Genomic DNA, 17996 nt, shown 5'->3' with positions numbered 1-17996 from the left:
GTAGGATGTGCCGGGCCGCTGACAACGGCGGAGCCGGGGCAAGCTACAGTCTTACCGGTCAGCCACGGGGAAGTGGCGGAATGGCAGACGCGCACGGTTCAGGTCCGTGTGTCCGAAAGGACGTGGGGGTTCAACTCCCCCCTTCCCCACCAGATCAAGGGCTCCGCAGCGATGCGGGGCCCTTGAGTCGTTGGGGGCCTGCGTCGCGTCCGGCCGGTGCCGGACGTCACGCTATGCTCCGATCGTTTCCCTGCCTCCTATGGACCAGGAGTGGCGTGTGAGTGTCGCGTTGGTGACCGGGTCGGGCGGCTTGATCGGTTCCGAGGCGGTCCGGCACTTCGCCGGCCTCGGTCTCGACGTCGTCGGCATCGACAACGACATGCGGCAGGAGTTCTTCGGCGCCGAGGCGTCGACCGCGTGGAACGTCCGGCGGCTGTCCGAGGAGCTGGGCGGGGCGTACTCCCACCACAGCATCGACATCCGGGACCGCGACTCGCTGGCGACACTCTTCGCCCGGTACGGCCGCGACATCGCTGTGGTGATCCACACGGCCGCGCAGCCGTCGCACGACTGGGCGGTCCGGGACCCGTTCACCGACTTCGACGTCAACGCCGGCGGCACCCTCAACGTGCTGCAGAACGTCCGCGAGCACTGCGTCGAGGCGCCGGTGATCCACTGCTCCACCAACAAGGTGTACGGCGACCACCCCAACAGCCTCCCCCTGGTCGAGTTGGAGACCCGGTGGGAGATCGAGCCGGGGCACCCGTACGAGCAGGGCATCCGCGAGGACATGTCTATCGACGCCTGCCTGCACTCGGTCTTCGGCGCGTCCAAGGTCGCCGCCGACGTGATGGTGCAGGAGTACGGCCGCTACTTCGGGATGCGGACCGCCTGCTTCCGGGGCGGCACACTGACCGGCCCGGCGCACTCCGCGACGGAGCTGCACGGCTTCCTCGGGTACGTGATGCGGGCCAACATGGAACGCCGGACGTACAAGATCTTCGGTTACCAGGGCAAGCAGGTCCGGGACGCCATCCACAGCTCGGACGTGGTGTCGGCGTTCGAGGCGTTCTTCCGCGACCCGCGCTCGGCTGCCGTCTACAACCTCGGCGGCGGACGGCACTCCAACACCTCCAACCGGGAGGCGTTCGCCCTGGCCGAGCAGATCACCGGCCAGGAGATGGTCACCGAGTACGTCGAGGCGAACCGGGTCGGCGACCACAAGTGGTGGATCGGCTCGAACGAGGCGTTCCAGGCCGACTACCCGGGCTGGAAGCAGGTCTACGACGTCCCGATGATCATGCGGGAGATCCACGAGGCCAACGTGGACAAGTGGGTCCCGGGCGCATGACCGTCGACAGCAAGCGCAACGTCCTCGGCGTCCTGGTCGACGCCACCGACTACGCCGGCGCGACCGAGCGGGTGGTGGCCGCGGCGCGCGAGCGCCGGCCGCTGGCGCTGACCGCGCTCGCCGTGCACGGCGTGATGACCGGCGTGCTCGACCCGGCGCACAACGCCCGGCTCAACTCGTTCGACGTGGTCACCCCTGACGGTCAGCCGGTGCGCTGGGCGCTGAACCTGCTGCACCACGCCGGCCTGGCCGACCGGGTCTACGGCCCGCTGCTGACCCTGCACGTGCTGCGCCGCTTCGCCGAGGAGGGCCTGCCGGTCTACCTCTACGGCTCGACGGAGGACACCCTGAGCCGGCTGATCCCGGAGCTGGAGCGGATGTTCCCGGCCCTGAAGATCGCCGGGGTGGAGCCGTCGAAGTTCCGGGCCGTACAGCCGGGCGAGGACGTCGAGATCGCCGACCGGATCAGGGCCAGCGGTGCCCGGCTCGTCCTGGTCGGGCTGGGCTGCCCCCGCCAGGAGGTCTGGGCGTACGCCATGCGGCCCCTGCTGGACATGCCGCTGATGGCGGTCGGGGCTGCCTTCGACTACCACGCCGGCCTGCTCCGGAAGCCGCCGCCGTGGATGCAGCGGGCCGGCCTGGAGTGGTTCTGGCGGCTCGGCCTGGAGCCGAAGCGACTCTGGCGCCGGTACGTCATCCTCAACCCGGCCTACCTGGGCCGGCTGGCGGCGCAGAAGACCGGCCTGTGGAAGGCGAAGCCGCCCACCCCGGCCGCCGAGCGTCCGGCCACGTTCGCCGTCTGACCCACGCCCCTCCGGTCACCCCGTCGATGCTGTGAACCGCGCGCCGACGGGCCGCCCCTAGGGGACCAGGCTTCGGGTCGAACCCGGGAACGGCCCGGATCCGCCCGGGGTCGGATTCGGCGAGGCTGGGGTCGTGGATGGGCATCTCATCGTTCTGCTGCCGGTCGCCGGCGTCTGGCTGGCCGCGGGCTTCCTCGCCGACCGGCTGCCCCGGCCGGACCGCGCCCGAGCACTGCACCGGCGTACCGGATGGGTGCTCGCCCTGACCCTGACCGGCCTCGGCCTGACGGCGGGCGTGCTGGCCGCCGGGTTGCAGAGCGCCGGCGCCGGCACGGTGGACCGGGCCGCCGCCGGGCTCGCGCCGGCGGCCCCACCCGCGTTGCTCGTCGCGGTCTGCGCCGCCCGGCGGATCCGCCGGCTGCGGACCGGCGCGGGCGCCCTCGCCACGGCACCGCACGCCCCGGCCCCGCACGGCCTGCGGGCCGCCGCCGCCCATCCGCTCGTCGGCCTGCCGCTCCAGGTCACCGGCCTGGCCACCGTCCCGGGTGTGCTCTCGGCCAGCGGCCTGGAGGTCTTCGCCGGGCCCGGCACGACCGGGGCCGCGGTCACCGTCGGCGCGCTGGGTGTCGCCGCCATCGGGGTACGACACGCGCTGCGCCACAGCCGGCTGGCCGAGCGGGCGCTGTCCCAGCAGCCGGCGTCACCGCGGGCGGCCAGTCCCCTGCACGTATAGCAGCTCCAGGATCGCCCGGGTCGCCTCGAACCAGCGGTCCATCCAGTCGGGCGGGGGCACGCTCCCCTTCGGCGGCAGCTCCAGCAGCAGGCCGCGCAGCAACGGATGGTCGGCCAGGGACTCGGCCGACCCGGTCGGCCAGCCGGCCGGCGGGAACGACGGCTCGGTGAGCGGGTTCGGGTCCAGCGAGGGCAGCGACAGCGGCGGCCCGGCCTGCTCGGGGGCTGGCGCCCCGCCTTCCCTGCCACCGAAGTCGGTGTCGGTGGAGACCACCTCTGTCAGCACGGTGTCCCGGCGGGCCCCGCGGTACTTGCCGCCGAACCGCTCCGGTTTGCCCGGACCGTTGGTGAGGTTCTCTGACCCGATCGTCGTCATCGTCTCGCCTGCCTCGCTCGGTTGCCGATCCCGGCGGTTTGTCGATCAGCGCCGTACCGAGGGGTACAACGACCCGGGGCGGGGGTGGCGACGGGTCCGGATCCGATCCGTGCCGCTGGCCGCAGATCCGTACCCGCAGGTCACGGTCCCACCCCGGGACGCGCGGCGGGCGCGGAACGTCCGGCAACGCTGCCGGACGGGCCGCGCCCGCCGTGTCTGGGTCCGGTCCATCAGTCCCGGGCGAAGGTGCCTTCCCTGGTGCCGGCGACGAAGGCGTGCCAGTCACCCGGAGCGAAGATCAGGTTGGGCCCGCTCTTGTCCTTCGAGTCCCGCACCCCGACCGCCCCGGTCACGTACGCCACCTCGACGCAGTTGTCACAGTTCGGCCCACTTTTCGAGCTCTTGAACCACGTCGCCCGCGTCAGGTCCCCACGGGACCACTTGGTCGCCACTTCCACAACGGCTCCTCTGCCAGTTTTGCGATTTGTGCGATGGATTCCTCCGGCCGTGTGGCTGCTGCTCGAATGTGATCGAAGATGAAGTTGTACTTCTGCAGTTCGTCGCTCTTCTCGAGGAAGAGCCCACCCGTGGCGTTCTCCGCGTACACGACATCGGGATCACCCGCTTCGGGGAAGCTGAGGATGGTGAAGGTGCCGTCCATGCCGGCGTGCGCCCCTACCGAGAACGGCAGGATCTGGAGCGTCACGTTCGGCAGCTCCGCCACCTCCACCAGCCGCCTGAGCTGACCACGCATCACCGCGTCGCCGCCCACCGGCCGGCTCAGCACCGCCTCATCGAGCACCACCCAGAGATCGACCGAATCGTCCTGGGTCAACAACGACTGGCGGTCGATTCGGACACGCACCCTCTGCTGGACCTGATCGTCGGTGAAGTCCGGACGGGCGGCGCGGATCATCGCCGAGGCGTACTCCTCGGTCTCCAGCAGGCCCGGCACCACCTGCTGCTCGTACGTCCGGATGGAGCTCGCGGCCGACTCCAGGCCGACGAACGACCCGACCAGCACCGTGCTGTACGGGTGCCACCAGCCCTTCTGCCGGGCCTCCCGGGAGATCTGCACCAGTTCGTCGCTCTCGGCGCCGGACACCCCGTAGATCAGCAGCATGTCCCGGACGTCGCGCGGTGTGGCGGTGGTGTGGCCGGTCTCGATCCGGGAGATCTTCGACGCGGAGCACTCCAACTGCTCGGCGACCACCTCGATCGTGATGCGTGCCGCGTCGCGGTGGCGGCGCAGCTCGGCGCCGAGCCTGCGACGGCGGATGGTGGGGCTGCGTCGCTCACTCACGGCGTCCCCCAGCGGGCCATGTGGCCGGACCGATCGCTGCTCGCGCTCACCCGGTTACCTCCGGTCGATCGCGCCCGGAATCGACGCCCGCCGGGGGCGCGACCGTCGGGCGGCGAGCGTTTCGCGGCAGGGGCGTGGTGCCGGTCGTCGACCGGCCGCGGGCGGGCGAAACCGGCGTCCAGTGTGCCGCCCCGGGGACAGCGGCATCAAGCGTCTATTTCCGCGCGCCGCTCACGTATCGGCAAAAGTCGACATGCAACTTGCATGAAACACGCCACTGATGCAGTCTGTCCGTAGGGCCAAGGTCACTCACCGTTCCGGTCGGCCACCGGAGAGGCGGGCGCTCCGTCGCGACGGACCGCCCGGTCCGAGGGACCCGGCCCAGGCACCACACGGACCTGCCCCGGTTCCAGGCCCCGTTGTCACATGCCACTGGCTGCGACGGCGGGCGCGACGACCGGATGCAGTCGGGTGATGGTCGGGTGACGGCACGCCACCAGCGGGCACAACCCGACCAGCACCGCCCCGCCTGACCGGTTCACGAGGCACGACCCCCCGTCACCGGGCCCACGGCATCCCCCGAAATCACCGCCGGCGTACGCCGGCCGATCCTTTCCAGGAGTCCTCTGTGCTTCCCCGCTCAGGTGACGTAGTGCACGTGACTCGCGCGGCGAGTGTCCAGTTCCTCAGACCGATCATGTTCCGCGTGATCCGGGTACACGACTGGCCCACGTACGAAGGTTGGGTGTGGCTCGACGGCTACGAGTTGAACGCGGCGGGGGACGCGGTCAGCCAGCGGTCGATCTTCGTGCAGGCGGCCGGGCTGCGTCAGCTCCGGACCGCGCCGCAGCCCCAGCAGCACACCGTCCGCCAGCGCCGCCCGGTGGTCCGTACGGCGGTCCGGGTGGGCTGACCACCGGAATCGCAGGTCGGGAGGCGTGCCGCCGGCATAGGATCGGTACGCCCACCCCGGCGAACGTTTCCACCCCGCGCGTCCCGGACCCTGAACCTGGGATGGTCATGGTCATTCTGCCCGCCGCGCGGCGGCACCACCGCTCCCGCACCCTCTACGCCTTCGGCCTGCTGGCACTGCTCGGCGCCGTCACCACGCTCGTGGTGGTGGTCCGATACCCGGCCCTGTCCCCCACCGAGCTGAGCGCCCCGGTCCCGGCCCCCGAGATCACCGTGGTGGACGAGGGGGCCGATACCGGGCCGGACTGGGCCGACCGGGAAGCCCCGGCAGGGGCGCGGGGCGCTCCGGCGGGGGCGGTCGGCGTACCGGGCCCCGCAGGAGCGGGTGCCGGCGACGGAACGGACGCGGTGGTCGAGGCCCGCCGGGCACCGGGTGGGACGGCGGAACCCCGGTACGACGTGAGCCGCTCACTGTTCTGGTCCGGCGTCCTCGGCCTGGCCATCTCGCTGGCCGGACTGGGACTTGTCGGGACCAGACGCCGGAGGTGGTGAGCACACGACCGACACGGCGAGGGCCCGTCGCCACCGGGGGGCGGCCCGGCCGCATCAGGGCGTCGGACTGGCAGCCGTGGTCGCCGACGGCTCGACCGCGCTCGTGGTGGGTGCCGGAGCCGTCGCGACCACCAGCGTGACCTCCTCCCCGGCGGGCACCAGCTCGCCGGGGCCGGGATCGGTCTCAAGTACCGTGCCGGCCGACTGGTCGGACTCCCGGGCCTCGACCCGGTGCTCGATGCCGAGCTGGTCCAGGACCTGCTCGGCCCTCGCCCGGGACAGCCCGACCAGCGGCGGCATCGGGACCGCGGGTCGGGCGGTCGACGGCGGGGTGCTGGACGGCCCGGCGGTCGTCGCCTCGGTCGTCGGAGCGCCGGTCGTCGCCGGGGCGGTGGTCGGCCGCGCCGAGGGGGTTTCCCCGGGACCGGAAGAGTCGTCGGCCGACGCGAGCAACCAGAGGCCGGCCCCGAGCAGGCCGACGAGCAGCAGCGCCAGGACACCGAGCAGGATCGGCGTCCACCAGCGCCGGCCGGGCTGGTCCTCGGCGTACCAGTCCTCGCCGGCCGGGTCGCGGTAGTCCGCCGGGCGCGGCGGCGGAACCCCGGCCCGCCCGGACCAGACCGCGGGGGTGGTCGGCGGCTGCCGACCGGTGTCCCCGGACCGGGGCAGCGGGCGGGTCGCGTCGCCCGGTTCCTCGGCGGGCAGCCCGCGCGAGGAACCCGGCAGCGGGCGGGTGCGGTCGTCGTCGTCGGGTGGCGGGTCCTGGCGGTCGTCGCTCATCGCACGTCCTCTCCCCACCGGGCGGCCTGGCCCTCGGCGTCCACGCTAACCGCTGCCGCGCACATCGGCCGGGATCAGCGCGGCGAACCGCAGGGGTGGGAGGCGAGTCGGTGCGCCGGCCCGGAGGTCACGGGGTCGGCGCCGGCTCCCCGCTCGGTTCCGCCGGCTCCTTGCCGCAGGTCAGGGTCACCGGGTCGTTCCAGTACGCCGTGCTGTCGGGCGCCGGGTCCTGTGCGGTGACGATGCCGGCCCGGCCGGTGCGGTAACGCGGGTAGAGGCCCTCCTCGACCAGGTCGTCGGCCGCGTCGGAGCAGTCGTCGTCGAGCAGATCCGGGACGCTGACCTCGGGCGCCGGCCCCGCGACGTACAGCGCGACGGTGGTCCCCCGGCGCACGGGCGAGCCGACCGGGGGGTCGGTGCTGCGCACGTCCCGCCCCGACCCGGTGCCGAAGACCAGCCGCCAGCCGAGCCGGTGGTCCCGCAGTTCGTCCCGGGCGTCCGCGAAGTCCGTGCCGACCACCGGCGGGACGGTCAGCCCGCCGGACGGGGCGGGCGCGCTGGTCCGGGGCGCGGGCGGCGCAGTCGTCCGAGCCGTCGGCGACGGGGTCCCGGAGGGGGTGGCCGGGGCCGTCGTGCCGACGCCGGCATCCGCGTTCGGGCCGGACGGTGGGGCATCCTCGCCGGCCAGCAGCCAGCCGCCGGCCGCCCCGGCGGCCGCGAGGAGCGCGACGGCGAGGCCCCCGCCGAGCACCCTGGCCATCCGGCCCGACCCGGACCCGCCCGGCTCGTCGGAGTACGTCACCCGAGCGTTGTTCCCGTCCGTCATCGCGCCCACCATCTCATCACCGGCGACCGTATCGGGCCGCGCCAAGCGCCGGGCCCCGCTCCGCGCCACGACTCGCCGGGCCGACCTCGGGACGTTACGCTCCCCGGCATGGCCAGACGGGGCTGGGGAGGATCGATCGCCACGGCTGTCGGCGTCGCTGCCGGCGCGGGCGCGGCCCAGCTGGGCTTCGGCTACGGGCTGGGCATCATCAGCTGGGCGGCGACGGACGTCGGTGGCGGGGCGGCCTGGGTGGCCAGCCTCGCCTGGTCGACCTGGATCGCGAGCACCTCGACGATCGCCGGCGCGGTCTGCGCCCAGCGGCTGCGACAGCGCGGCTCGACACCGGCGATCCCCGTCCCGGACGCTCCCCCCGCCGCCGAGCAGCGACCGGAGGCGCCCGCCTCCCCCGACGTCCCGCCTCCTGGCGGTTCCGGGTCGGGCGAGGTCGGCGGGCTCGGATCGACGGTCCTGGCGCTCGCCGGGGGCGCCGGCGCGCTGGTCACCTTGCTGCTGGTGGCCGTACCGGCCCGGGTGGCGAGCGTCCCGGACGTCTCCGCACCGCAGGCCGTGGCAGCCGCGTACGCCGGGGCCGGGGTGCTGATCGGGATGCTGGTGGCCAGGTGGGCGCTGCGCTCACCGGCTGCGGCGACCGCCGTGATCGCCACCGTCGGCTGGCTCTGGCTGCTCGCGATGGTCACCGTGGCGGACGGGGTGTTCTCGGGGCGTGGGCTGACCACCGCCCAGCTCGGCATCTGGCAGCTCAGCGCGGACCGGCCAGGCTTCTGGATCCGGGACTGGTTCTACTGGCCCGGCGCGCTCCTGGCGCTCGGCTCGGCGCTGCTGATCGGCGCGCTTGCCGCGCGGCGTACGGCCCGGTCGCCGGAGCACCGGCTCGGGGCGGCGGCCTCGGGCGCGGCGGGTCCGCTGCTCGTCGCGCTGGCCTACCTGCTGGCCGTGCCCGGCCTCGCCACGATCGGGCGGGAGCAGGTGTCGGCCCACCTCATCGCGCCGTACGCGGTGCTGGCCGGTCTCGCCGGGTCGATGCTGACCGCCACGCTGGCCCAACGGGCCCGCCGCGCCGGCGTACCGGTGCCGCCGGCGGCCCTGCCCGGATCCGAGGCACCGGCGCTGGTGCCCCGGCAGCGGGCCGGCCTGGCCGACGCCGAGCCGGAAACGCCAACCGCCAACCAGGTCGGCCCGCTCACGCCCGGTACCGGCACGGAAACGCCCGCCGCAGTGGAGGCGGCCACCGCCGTGGAGGTGCCGGCCGTGGAGGCGGCCACCACCGTGGATACGCCCGCCCTGGATACGCCCGCCGTGGAGGCGGCCACCGAGCCCCGGCCGTCGACTGCGCCGAAGCCCCGCGGCGGCCGGCGTACCCGATGACGCCTGTCAGTCGACCGGCCAGGTGTGCACCGGCTCGTTGCTGCGCTGGAGCGCCACGTAGCGCTGCGCCATGTCGTGCAGGGCCGCGCCGCGGTCCATTCCCCGGTGCCGCTCGGCGGCCCAGACCGCCTCGGTCTGCCACACGGCACCGTTGCGGCCGGTGCGGCACCGCTGCTCGATGATGCCGAGCAGGCGGTCCCGCTCGGCCGGCGCGACCCCGAAGCGGTCCAGCCCGACGGCCGCTGTCGGCAACAGGGTGTCGAGCACCAGCTTGGTCACCGGCACGTCCCCGAGGCGGGGCCAGTGCAGGACGGCGTCCATGCCACGCCGGGCGGCGGTGTGGAAGTTCTCCTCCGCCGAGCTGAACGTCAACTGGCTCCAGATCGGCCGCTCCGCCTCCGCCAGGCCTCGGGCCAGCCCGAAGTAGAAGGCTGCGTTCGCCAGCATGTCGACCACCGTGGGGCCGGCCGGCAGCACCCGGTTCTCCACCCGCAGGTGCGGGCGGCCGTTCATGATGTCGTAGACCGGCCGGTTCCAGCGGTAGACCGTGCCGTTGTGCAGCCGCAGCTCCGCCAGTTCGGGGACGCCGCCGGCGTGCAGCACCTCGACGGGGTCCTCGTCACCGCAGATCGGCAGCAGCGGCGGGAAGTAGCGGACGTTCTCCTCGAACAGGTCGAAGATCGAGGTGATCCAGCGCTCCCCGAACCAGACCCGGGGGCGTACGCCCTGGGCCTTCAGCTCGTCGGGGCGGGTATCGGTGGCCTGCTGGAACAGGGCGATCCGGGTCTCCGCCCAGAGCTGCCGGCCGTACAGGAAGGGCGAGTTCGCCCCGACCGCGACCTGGACGCCCGCGATGGCCTGGGAGGCGTTCCAGTAGTCGGCGAAGCTGTCCGGGGCGACCTGGAGATGGAACTGAAGGCTGGTGCAGGCAGCCTCCGGCGCGATGGAGTCCGTGTACGTCTGCAACCGCTCGATGCCGCGGATGTCCAGCTCGATGTCCTCGCCGCGGGCACCCACGATCTGGTCGTTGAGCACCCGGTACCGGACGGCGGTGGAGAGGTTGTCGGCGACCAGGTGGCGTTCGGTGAGGGTGGGCAGGATGCCGACCAGCACGATCCGGGCCTCGGACCTCGCCGCCCGCTCGTCGGCCCGGGTCAGGCTGCTGCGCAGGTCCTGCTCGTAGTCGGCGAAGCCGCTGCCCTCGATCAGCCGGGGTTCGGCGTTCAACTCCAGGTTGAACTGCCCCAGCTCGGTCTGGAAGAGCGGGTCGGCGATGTCCGCGAGGATCTGCTCGTTGCGCATGGCCGGCTCGGCCGCCGGGTCCATCAGGTTGAGTTCGATCTCCAGCCCGGTCATCGGCCGGTCGGCGTCGAACCCGAAGTCGTCCAGCATCAGCGCGAAGACGTCCAGACACCGCCGAACCTTCTGCCGGTAGCGGACCCTGTCCTCTCGGGAGAAGGCGCCCTGCTCGACGTCCCTGCCCATGTGCCCTCCCGGCGCGAGGCGCTGCGGAACGGTGCCGCCCCGCAACGCATTGTGAACCATCTACGGTAAAAGGGCCCAGCGCGCCGGGCCAGAGGCCGACGCCGGGCGATCACGCGACGGACGACCGCGACCAGGACGAAGGACGCTCCCGGCGGATCTCTACCCAGGTGGGCGCTCCCGCCACCGCTCACGACGTGCGGCGGCACGTGACAATCCGCACCGTCACCGGCCCGGCGCGCCGGCTCAGCGCCGCCAGGGGCTCCTGGGCCGACACGGCCGCGGGCCCGCGCCGACTGGTGCGACGCGGGCCCGCGGAGTCCCTCCGGTACGGGGAGGCAGGGGATCAGGCCTGGCGGACGGCCTCGCCCTCGATCTCGATCTTGATCTTCTTGCCGACCAGCACGCCACCGGTCTCCAGGGCGACGTTCCAGGTCAGGCCGAAGTCCTCGCGGTCGATCTCGGTGCTCGCGGAGAAGCCGAAGATGTCCTGGCCGAACGGGCTGCGGCCGACGCCCTCGAACTCGACCTCCAGCTCCACCGGCCGGGTGACGCCCTTGATGGTCAGCTCGCCGGAGAGCACGAACTCGTTGCCGTCCCGGGACTTCACGCCGGTGCTGCGGTACTCCAGGGTCGGGAAGGTCTCGGTGTCCAGGAACTCGGGACTGCGCAGGTGGGCGTCCCGGTCGGCCTGGGCGGTGCTGATGCTCGCGGCCTGGATGGTCGCGGTGACGGAGGACAGCGCCGGGTCCTCGGCGATCGTGATCGTGGCGGTCGCGTCGGCGAACTCACCACGGACCTTGCTGACCATCATGTGCCTGGCGACGAAGCCGACCCGCTTGTGCGCCGCGTCCAGCAGATAGGTGCCGGCGGCCGGGATGGTGAGGCCGTCCCACTCGCGGGTGACAGATCCGGTGCTGCTGGTCATGGTGCAGTCCTCCAGGGAAGATTGTTTAATAGGCCAACGGCTGACTGAGCAACTATAACCATAGCAATATTCCCCGCGTCAAGTACTGCTACGATGGCCGGGTGGACCAGAACGTGTTCGACGACCCCCGGATCACCGCCGTCGGCCTGCTCGTCGAGGCGCACGCCGGGCTGTCGGCCCGGTTCGCCGCCCAGTTCGAGGAGCACGGGCTGTCCCCGGTCGAGTTCGAGGTGCTGACCCGCCTCGCCCGCTCGCCCGGCAACCAGCTCCGGATGACGGACCTCGCCGCGCAGACCTCGCTCTCCACCAGCGGGGTGACCCGGGTGGTGGACCGGATGGAACGCGACGGGCTCATCTGCCGCCGGGCCTGCCCGTCCGACCGGCGCAGCTCGTACGCCGTGGTCACCGCGGCCGGCCTGGAACGGCTGGACCAGACCCTCCCGGGGCACCTGCGCATCATCGAGCAGTGGTTCACCGGCCAGTTGACGCCCGACACGCTGCATGTCCTCCTCGACGGCCTCCGGCGGGTACGCGACGCCGTGCACCCCGGGGCGACGGCGGGCAGCACCGACCCGAACCCGGGGGAGCCGGCCGCCCCGCACGGCGGCTGACCCGACCGGCGGCGACACCGGCAGAAAGACCGGCAGAATCCGTTGAGCCAGCGGCAGCTATCCGGGCGGAACGGACGAAGCACCCCACTTGCGGCGGCTACTGTGCTCTGAGCGGGGGCGCACCGGGGGGTGCTGGCGCGAGCGATGAGCGAGGGGTAACACCAGGGGGCTTTCGCTCGCGCCACCCCCCGCGCCACCCTTTCCGCGTCACCCCTCCGCCGCGCCGCAGCGTCCGAGATCATGGCCGGCGGCCGATCGCAGGGGCGCGAGCAGGGCGGCCTCCCGGGGCAGCAGACTGATGCCGCTCTCCCGGCAGAGCCGGTCCAGCCGGTCGAACACACCCGCGTCGCCGGTGCTCGCCGCCAGCCCGACCAGGGCCTCCACCACGTCCCGGCGGTACCGCCCGGCGGCGCCCGCCTCGACCGCGGCGGCGAACCACTCCGCCGCCAGGTCCCGGTCCCCCCGGTGCAGGGCGATGTTCGCCTCGATCAGCGCGCAGGCCGCGCCCTCGAACCGGGCCTCCCCGACCCGGCCACGGGCGTCCCACCCGAGCACCGACCGGCCACCGCCCGGACCCGCACCGAGCGCCGCGTCGCCGGCCGCGCACGAGCGGAGGCCGGACAGCACCTCGGCCGCCTCATCCGGGTGCCCGTCCTGGGCCAGCGCCAGTCCGACGGTGCCGAGGGCCCGCCTGCGGTGCCCCGGATCGCCGAGCTCCGCCACCCCGGCGAGCACCCGTCGGCCCTGCGCCACGGCATCGGCGTACCGGCCCTCCAACCGGGACACCTCCGCCAGGTTCGCCCGGGCCAGCACCCGCAGTCGCCGCTCGCCGCACTGGGCGGCCAGCCGGTCCACCGCGGCCAGGCGGCGGCGGGCCCCGGCCAGGTTGCCCAGCCGGGTCTCGTGCCAGGCCAGGTTGTTCTGCGCCACGGCCATGTCGCGTGCCCGGTTGTGCCGGGTGGCCAGGTCCAGGACCGCGAGCGCCTGCTCCCGCGCCTCGTCGTGCGCGTCTGTGGCGACCAGCAGCGCGCCGAGCACCGTACGCGCCTCAAGTTCGCCGGCCACGTCGCCGACCCGGTGGAACACCGCCCAGGCACCCCGCGCCGCCGGCAGTTCCTGCTCCGCCGCCCCGTGCTCGGCGGCCAGCCGGGCCACCCCGAGCGCCGCCCAGGCGCGCAGCATCGGGTCGGCGCCCGCGGTACGCGGGTCGGCCAGCAGCCGGCGCAGCCACTGCCGCCCGAGGACGTTGCGCCCCCGGAACCGCCACCAGCGGGCCAGCCCGGCGGCCAGCCGCAGCGCGGTGACCGGGTCGTCGACCGCCGCGTGTGCCAGCGCGGCGGTGATGTCACCGGCCGCCTCGTCGAGCCGGCGCACCGCCGAGGTCAGCTGGGAACCCGCCAGCTCGGCGACGATGCGGGCCACCAGTCGTGCGTAGACGTCGGCGTGCCGCCGCCGGACCGCGCTCAGCTCGCCGACGCCGATGGCCTGCTCGGCGGCGAACTCCCGCACCGCGTCGAGCAGCCGGAACCGGAACGGCCCGGCACCGCGCACGCTGAGCAGGCCGAGCTGGAGCAGCCTGTCCAACAGCGGCACCGGGTCGACCGACACGGTGCCCTCCGGATCGGCGTCGTCGGCGAGCATCTCCTCGGCCAGCTCCACCGACCACCGGTTGCTGAACGCGGAGAGCCGACGCAGCGCCGCCCGCTCGTCCGGCGCGAGCAGGCGGTAACTGGCCGCCACCGCGTCCCGCAGGGTGACCGGTGCCCCGCCCAACGCCCCGCCGGGCTCGGCCGCCGCCCATCCCGGCCCAGGGGCGGACACCGGCGAGGTGGTGAGGTCGAGGACGCGGTCGCCGTACCGGTCGAGCAGCTCGTTGAGGTCGAGGATGCGCCCCCGGGCGGCCATCAGCTCGATGGCCAGCGGCAGCCCGCCCAGCCTGCGGGCGAGCGCGGCGAGGGCCGGCAGCTCGGCCGGGTCCGGCGGCTCCCGCCGCACCCGGGCCAGGCGCGCGGTGAACAGCGCCACCGCCGGGTAGCCGGCGAGGACATCGGGCTCCGCCGGGTCGAGCTCGGGCGGGGGCACGTCCAGCGGCGGCACCGGCCAGACCCGTTCCCCGGGCACGCCGACGGGGTGCCGGCCGGTCACCAGGATCCGCAGCGTGGGCACCGCCCGGGCGAGCCGGTGCAGCGCCTCGGCCACCCCGTCGGGCGCGCGTTCCACCGCGTCGATCAGCAGCAGCGCCGGGCGGCCCGCGACCCGGACGGCGAGGTCCGGGGGGCGGGCGCCGCCGAACACGGCCGCCACCGCCGAGAGCACGTCGGCGGCGTCCGAGCCCTCCCCGACGAGCACCCCGGCCGCGCCCCCCGGCGCCCGGCCGGCGACGGCGTGGGCCACCGCCAGGGCCAGCGCCGTCTTTCCCACCCCGGCCAGTCCGACGAGGCTGACCACCGACGGACCGTGGCCGGCCGTCAGCAGATCGACCAGCTCGGCCACGTCCCGTTCCCGACCGATCAGCTCGACCGGGGGCGGGAGCGCGATCGGCGTACCGGCGGACTGGGCGGCCGACGACGGCCCCGCGCCGACGCTCGGGGGCGGGCGCCGGGGCGGCCCGGGGGCGGGACCATCGGGCGCGGCGGGGGTGGAGCGGGCTGCGGCGATGAACTCCGCGAGCGCCGGGCCGGACAGGTCGAGCGCGCCGGTGAGCAGCTCGACGGTGGTCCGCTGCGGTCGTGCGGACCGACCACGCTCCAGGTCGCGGACCGTGCGCACGCCGATGCCCGCCCGGTGCGCCAGCTCGGCCTGGGTGAGGCCGGCCCCACGCCGGTACGCGCGCAACAGGTCCGACAGGCCGGTACGACCGTCCACGCCCGGCGGACGATCATGATCGGGCACCATGGGCAGGAAGGGTACGGATCCGGTGTGACGGCTGGCAGGTAACCGTCGCCCTGCCGACGCCCCGGCACACGGATATCCGACAGCCGCGCCGCAGCGGTCGCGATCCGTGGTGTTCCCGCCCGTGCCGCGGGCGTCAGCGAGGGGCCCTTCCGCTCACAGTCCGAGGTCGCGGGCGATGATCATGCGCTGGACCTCGCTGGTGCCCTCGCCGATCTCCAGGATCTTCGAGTCGCGCCAGAACCGGGCCACCGGGTACTCGTTCATGAAGCCGTAGCCGCCGTGGATCTGGGTGGCCTCGCGGGCGTTGTCCACGGCGATCGTGCTGGCGTGCAGCTTGGCGATCGCCGCCTGCCGCTTGAACGGCTCGCCGGCCAGCATCCGGGCGGCGGCGTCGTAGTACGCGAGGCGGGCGGTGTGCGCCTTCAACTCCATGTCGGCGATCTTGAACTGGATGGCCTGGTAGTTGCCGATCGGCTGGCCGAACGCCTGGCGCTCCTTCGCGTACTTCAGCGACTCGTCGACGCAGCCCTGGGCGAGGCCGACGGCGAGGGCTGCGATCGCGATCCGACCCTCGTCGAGGATGCGCAGGAACTGGGCGAAGCCCCGGCCGCGCTCGCCGAGCAGGTTGGCCGCCGGGACCCGGCAGTCGTCGAAGGTCAGCTCGTGGGTGTCCGAGGCGTTCCAGCCGACCTTGGAGTAGCCCGGAGCGACCGTGAAGCCAGGGGTGCCGGACGGGACGATGATCGTGGACAGCTCCTTGGCGCCGTCCGGCCGGGTGCCGGTGACGGCGGTGACCGTCACCAGGGCGGTGATGTCGGTGCCCGAGTTGGTGATGAACGCCTTCGAGCCGTTGATCACCCACTCGTCGGTGGACTCGTCCAGGACGGCCCGGGTCTGGGTGCCACCGGCGTCGGAGCCGGTGCCGGGCTCGGTGAGGCCGAAGCCCGCGAGCGCCTCGCCGCTGACCAGCTTCGGCAGCCACCGCGCCTTCTGCTCGGCGGTGCCGAAACGGAAGATCGGCATCACGCCGAGGGAGACCGCCGCCTCCAGGGTGATCGCCACGCTGGAGTCGACCCGGGCCAGTTCCTCCAGGGCGAGGCAGAGCGCGAAGTAGTCGCCGCCCATCCCGCCGTGCTCCTCCGGGAAGGGCAGGCCGAACAGGCCCATCTTGCCCATCTGCCGGATCACCTCGTACGGGAAGGTGTGCTTCTCGTAGTGCTCGGCGATGACCGGGGCGACTGCCTCGCGGGCGAAGTCCCGCACGCTCTCCCGCAGCGCCTCTTGCTCGTCGGTGAGCCGGAAGTCCATCGGTTCCTCCTGTACGGGTTCCTCCGCCGGGCGCTCGTGACGCTGACGGGTGGGACGATCCTTGGTCTCGGTGGCGGTGCCGGTGCCCCTGGGGTGGGGGGCGGTCAGACCGGGGTGACGCCGTGCCGGCGGCGGGAGAAGTGCCGGTCCTTGGTGCGGGCTGCGGTGAACCGGCGGACCAGCTCGGCGCGCAGCTCGTGCGGCTCGACGATCGCGTCGACCACCAGCTCGCTGGCGAGCCGGACGATGTCGATGTCCCGCTCGTACTCCTCGCGTTTCGCGGCGACGAAGGCGGCCCGCTCGGCCTCGTCGGCGATGGCGGCGATCTTGTTGGCGTAGACGGCGTTGACCGCGGCCTCGGCGCCCATCACCGCGATCTTCGCGGTGGGCAGCGCGATCGTGGCGTCCGGCTCGAAGCCGGGGCCGGCCATCGCGTACAGGCCCGCGCCGTACGCCTTGCGCACCACCACGCAGATCTTGGGTACGGTCGCCTCGGAGATCGCGGTGATCATCTTCGCCCCGTGCCGGATGATGCCCTGCTTCTCCACCGCGCTGCCGACCATGAACCCGGGCACGTCGGACAGGAACAGCAGCGGCACGTTGAACGCGTCGCAGAGCTGCACGAACCGGGTCGCCTTGTCGGCCGAGTCGACGAAGAGCACCCCGCCCTTGAACATCGAGTTGTTGGCGACCACGCCGACGACCTCGCCGTCCAGCCGGCCGAAGCCGATGGTCAGCTCCCTGGCCCACAACGCCTGGATCTCGAAGAAGGAACCGTCGTCGAGCAGGCCCTTGACGTACCGGCGCATGTCGAACGCCTGCCGCTCGCTGGCCGGGACGAGCGCGGCCAGGTCGGCCTTCTCCGGAGCGGGCAGCGCCTCGACGGCCGGCGGCTGCTGGGTCCAGTTCGCCGGCAGGTACGACAGGTAGCGGCGGACCACGTCGAGCGCGTCCGCCTCCGTCTTGCAGAGGAAGTGCCCGACGCCCGACTCGGCGCAGTGCACCTTGGCCCCGCCCATCGCCTCCAGGGTGGTCTTCTCCCCGGTGACCATCTCGACCATCCGGTCGGAGCCGAGGTACATGCTGGCGTTGCCCTCCACCATCGCCACCACGTCGCAGAACGCCGGGATGTACGCCCCGCCGGCCGCGCTCGGCCCGAACAGGGCACACACCTGCGGAATCGAGCCGGACGCGCGGACCTGGTTCCAGAAGATCTTCCCGGCGCCGCGCCGGCCGGGGAACAGGTCGACCTGGTCGGTGATCCGGGCGCCGGCCGAGTCGACCAGGTAGACCATCGGCACCCCGGCCGAGTACGCCCGCTCGATGATTCGGATGATCTTTTCGACGGTACGCGCGCCCCAGCTTCCGGCCTTGACCGTGGAGTCGTTGGCCATCAGGCAGACCTGCCGGCCGTCGATGGTGGCGGTGCCGGTGACCACGCCGTCGGCGGGCAGGCCCTCGGCCAGCGCGTTGGCGTAGAGGCCGTCCTCGACGAAGGAGCCCTCGTCGACCAGGAGCGCCACCCGCTCGCGGGCGAAGAGCTTGCCCTTCGCGGCGTTCGCCGCATGGTACTTGTCCGCACCGCCGGCCTGGGCGCGCTTGCGCAGCTGCTCCAGTGCCTCACCGTCGAGCGTCACGCCGACTCCCTCGCCGCCTGACCACCACGCCCCATAGAAAGCGCGGCAAAACAACCTAAACGATCGTTAGGCTAACCCATCCCCCCACCCCCCGACACCCCACCCACCCTCCAT

At 73.4% G+C, this 17996-nt stretch carries 17 protein-coding genes and 1 tRNA gene; 8 read left to right on the top strand and 10 right to left on the bottom strand.

Features of this window, described 5'->3' with window-relative positions:
* The first annotated feature begins 66 nt into the window (after window positions 1-66).
* The 4 genes from ABT023_RS01140 (at window position 67) to ABT023_RS01125 (ending at window position 2887) form a co-directional block, all read left to right on the top strand.
* Window positions 67-152: transfer RNA gene (locus tag ABT023_RS01140), tRNA-Leu, on the top strand.
* A 125-nt stretch (window positions 153-277) separates the two neighbouring features.
* Complete coding sequence (locus ABT023_RS01135; RefSeq protein WP_350880348.1) at window positions 278-1351, top strand: NAD-dependent epimerase/dehydratase family protein; 1074 nt, start codon at window positions 278-280, stop codon at window positions 1349-1351.
* On the top strand, window positions 1348-2154 hold the full coding sequence (locus ABT023_RS01130; RefSeq protein WP_350880346.1) for a WecB/TagA/CpsF family glycosyltransferase: 807 nt from the start codon (window positions 1348-1350) through the stop codon (window positions 2152-2154). Before ABT023_RS01135 ends, ABT023_RS01130 begins: the two co-directional genes overlap by 4 nt.
* A gap of 133 nt (window positions 2155-2287) precedes the next feature.
* Window positions 2288-2887 carry a hypothetical protein gene (locus ABT023_RS01125; protein WP_350880344.1) on the top strand — a complete coding sequence of 200 codons (600 nt, stop codon included), beginning with the start codon at window positions 2288-2290 and terminating at the stop codon, window positions 2885-2887.
* On the opposite strand, the gene ABT023_RS01120 is transcribed toward ABT023_RS01125, so the two are convergent.
* The 3 genes from ABT023_RS01120 to ABT023_RS01110 form a co-directional block, all read right to left on the bottom strand.
* Complete coding sequence (locus ABT023_RS01120; RefSeq protein ID WP_350880342.1) at window positions 2855-3262, bottom strand: hypothetical protein; 408 nt, start codon at window positions 3260-3262, stop codon at window positions 2855-2857. The genes ABT023_RS01125 and ABT023_RS01120 overlap by 33 nt on opposite strands.
* A 230-nt stretch (window positions 3263-3492) precedes the next feature.
* Window positions 3493-3714, bottom strand: coding sequence for a DUF397 domain-containing protein (locus ABT023_RS01115; RefSeq protein ID WP_350880618.1), 222 nt, complete (start codon window positions 3712-3714; stop codon window positions 3493-3495).
* Window positions 3684-4565: a helix-turn-helix domain-containing protein gene (locus ABT023_RS01110; RefSeq protein WP_350880340.1), complete on the bottom strand. Its 882-nt coding sequence runs from the start codon at window positions 4563-4565 to the stop codon at window positions 3684-3686. The genes ABT023_RS01115 and ABT023_RS01110 overlap by 31 nt, the downstream gene beginning before the upstream one ends.
* Window positions 4566-5193: 628 nt before the next feature.
* Here ABT023_RS01110 and ABT023_RS01105 point away from each other — a divergent pair.
* Window positions 5194-5478 carry a hypothetical protein gene (locus ABT023_RS01105; protein ID WP_350880338.1) on the top strand — a complete coding sequence of 95 codons (285 nt, stop codon included), beginning with the start codon at window positions 5194-5196 and terminating at the stop codon, window positions 5476-5478.
* A 101-nt stretch (window positions 5479-5579) separates the two neighbouring features.
* Window positions 5580-6029, top strand: a complete 450-nt coding sequence (locus ABT023_RS01100) for a hypothetical protein (RefSeq protein WP_350880336.1) — start codon at window positions 5580-5582, stop codon at window positions 6027-6029.
* 54 nt (window positions 6030-6083) lie between these two features.
* Here ABT023_RS01100 and ABT023_RS01095 read toward each other — a convergent pair whose 3' ends face one another.
* Window positions 6084-6809: a PASTA domain-containing protein gene (locus ABT023_RS01095; RefSeq protein WP_350880334.1), complete on the bottom strand. Its 726-nt coding sequence runs from the start codon at window positions 6807-6809 to the stop codon at window positions 6084-6086.
* A gap of 127 nt (window positions 6810-6936) precedes the next feature.
* Window positions 6937-7635 (bottom strand): PASTA domain-containing protein, encoded by a 699-nt coding sequence (locus ABT023_RS01090; protein ID WP_350880332.1) that lies wholly within the window; start codon window positions 7633-7635, stop codon window positions 6937-6939.
* Window positions 7636-7743: 108 nt separating this feature from the next.
* Between ABT023_RS01090 and ABT023_RS01085 the strand changes: the two genes are divergently transcribed.
* Complete coding sequence (locus ABT023_RS01085; protein WP_350880330.1) at window positions 7744-9021, top strand: hypothetical protein; 1278 nt, start codon at window positions 7744-7746, stop codon at window positions 9019-9021.
* A gap of 6 nt (window positions 9022-9027) precedes the next feature.
* Here ABT023_RS01085 and ABT023_RS01080 read toward each other — a convergent pair whose 3' ends face one another.
* On the bottom strand, window positions 9028-10506 hold the full coding sequence (locus ABT023_RS01080) for a glutamate-cysteine ligase family protein (RefSeq protein WP_350880328.1): 1479 nt from the start codon (window positions 10504-10506) through the stop codon (window positions 9028-9030).
* Between the two features lie 343 nt (window positions 10507-10849).
* On the bottom strand, window positions 10850-11431 hold the full coding sequence (locus ABT023_RS01075; protein WP_350880326.1) for a YceI family protein: 582 nt from the start codon (window positions 11429-11431) through the stop codon (window positions 10850-10852).
* A 101-nt stretch (window positions 11432-11532) separates the two neighbouring features.
* Between ABT023_RS01075 and ABT023_RS01070 the strand changes: the two genes are divergently transcribed.
* Window positions 11533-12042: a MarR family winged helix-turn-helix transcriptional regulator gene (locus ABT023_RS01070; protein ID WP_350880324.1), complete on the top strand. Its 510-nt coding sequence runs from the start codon at window positions 11533-11535 to the stop codon at window positions 12040-12042.
* Window positions 12043-12249: 207 nt separating this feature from the next.
* On the opposite strand, the gene ABT023_RS01065 is transcribed toward ABT023_RS01070, so the two are convergent.
* The 3 genes from ABT023_RS01065 to ABT023_RS01055 all read right to left on the bottom strand — a co-directional run bounded on the left by ABT023_RS01065 (window position 12250) and on the right by ABT023_RS01055 (window position 17882).
* Window positions 12250-14937, bottom strand: coding sequence for an ATP-binding protein (locus ABT023_RS01065; protein ID WP_350880322.1), 2688 nt, complete (start codon window positions 14935-14937; stop codon window positions 12250-12252).
* A 153-nt stretch (window positions 14938-15090) separates the two neighbouring features.
* Entirely contained in the window at window positions 15091-16245 is a 1155-nt protein-coding gene (locus ABT023_RS01060) for an acyl-CoA dehydrogenase family protein (protein ID WP_350880320.1), read from the bottom strand.
* A gap of 104 nt (window positions 16246-16349) precedes the next feature.
* Window positions 16350-17882: an acyl-CoA carboxylase subunit beta gene (locus ABT023_RS01055; protein WP_350880318.1), complete on the bottom strand. Its 1533-nt coding sequence runs from the start codon at window positions 17880-17882 to the stop codon at window positions 16350-16352.
* Between the last annotated feature and the right edge of the window lie 114 nt (window positions 17883-17996).

It is taken from the genome of Micromonospora sp. NPDC002296, from assembly GCF_040296145.1.
Taxonomy (GTDB): domain Bacteria; phylum Actinomycetota; class Actinomycetes; order Mycobacteriales; family Micromonosporaceae; genus Micromonospora.
The sequence above is the reverse complement of the archived record's forward strand: the minus strand, read 5'-3'. Positions and strand labels throughout refer to the sequence as shown.

What these genes read in the sequence shown, in the direction of transcription:
- ABT023_RS01085 (WP_350880330.1), top strand. Translation starts at nt 7,744, where the DNA reads ATGGCCAGACGGGGCTGGGGAGGATCGATCGCCACGGCTGTCGGCGTC.
- ABT023_RS01090 (WP_350880332.1), bottom strand. Translation starts at nt 7,635, where the DNA reads ATGACGGACGGGAACAACGCTCGGGTGACGTACTCCGACGAGCCGGGC.
- ABT023_RS01095 (WP_350880334.1), bottom strand. Translation starts at nt 6,809, where the DNA reads ATGAGCGACGACCGCCAGGACCCGCCACCCGACGACGACGACCGCACC.
- ABT023_RS01100 (WP_350880336.1), top strand. Translation starts at nt 5,580, where the DNA reads ATGGTCATGGTCATTCTGCCCGCCGCGCGGCGGCACCACCGCTCCCGC.
- ABT023_RS01075 (WP_350880326.1), bottom strand. Translation starts at nt 11,431, where the DNA reads ATGACCAGCAGCACCGGATCTGTCACCCGCGAGTGGGACGGCCTCACC.
- ABT023_RS01060 (WP_350880320.1), bottom strand. Translation starts at nt 16,245, where the DNA reads ATGGACTTCCGGCTCACCGACGAGCAAGAGGCGCTGCGGGAGAGCGTG.
- ABT023_RS01120 (WP_350880342.1), bottom strand. Translation starts at nt 3,262, where the DNA reads ATGACGACGATCGGGTCAGAGAACCTCACCAACGGTCCGGGCAAACCG.
- ABT023_RS01130 (WP_350880346.1), top strand. Translation starts at nt 1,348, where the DNA reads ATGACCGTCGACAGCAAGCGCAACGTCCTCGGCGTCCTGGTCGACGCC.
- ABT023_RS01065 (WP_350880322.1), bottom strand. Translation starts at nt 14,937, where the DNA reads ATGGTGCCCGATCATGATCGTCCGCCGGGCGTGGACGGTCGTACCGGC.
- ABT023_RS01080 (WP_350880328.1), bottom strand. Translation starts at nt 10,506, where the DNA reads ATGGGCAGGGACGTCGAGCAGGGCGCCTTCTCCCGAGAGGACAGGGTC.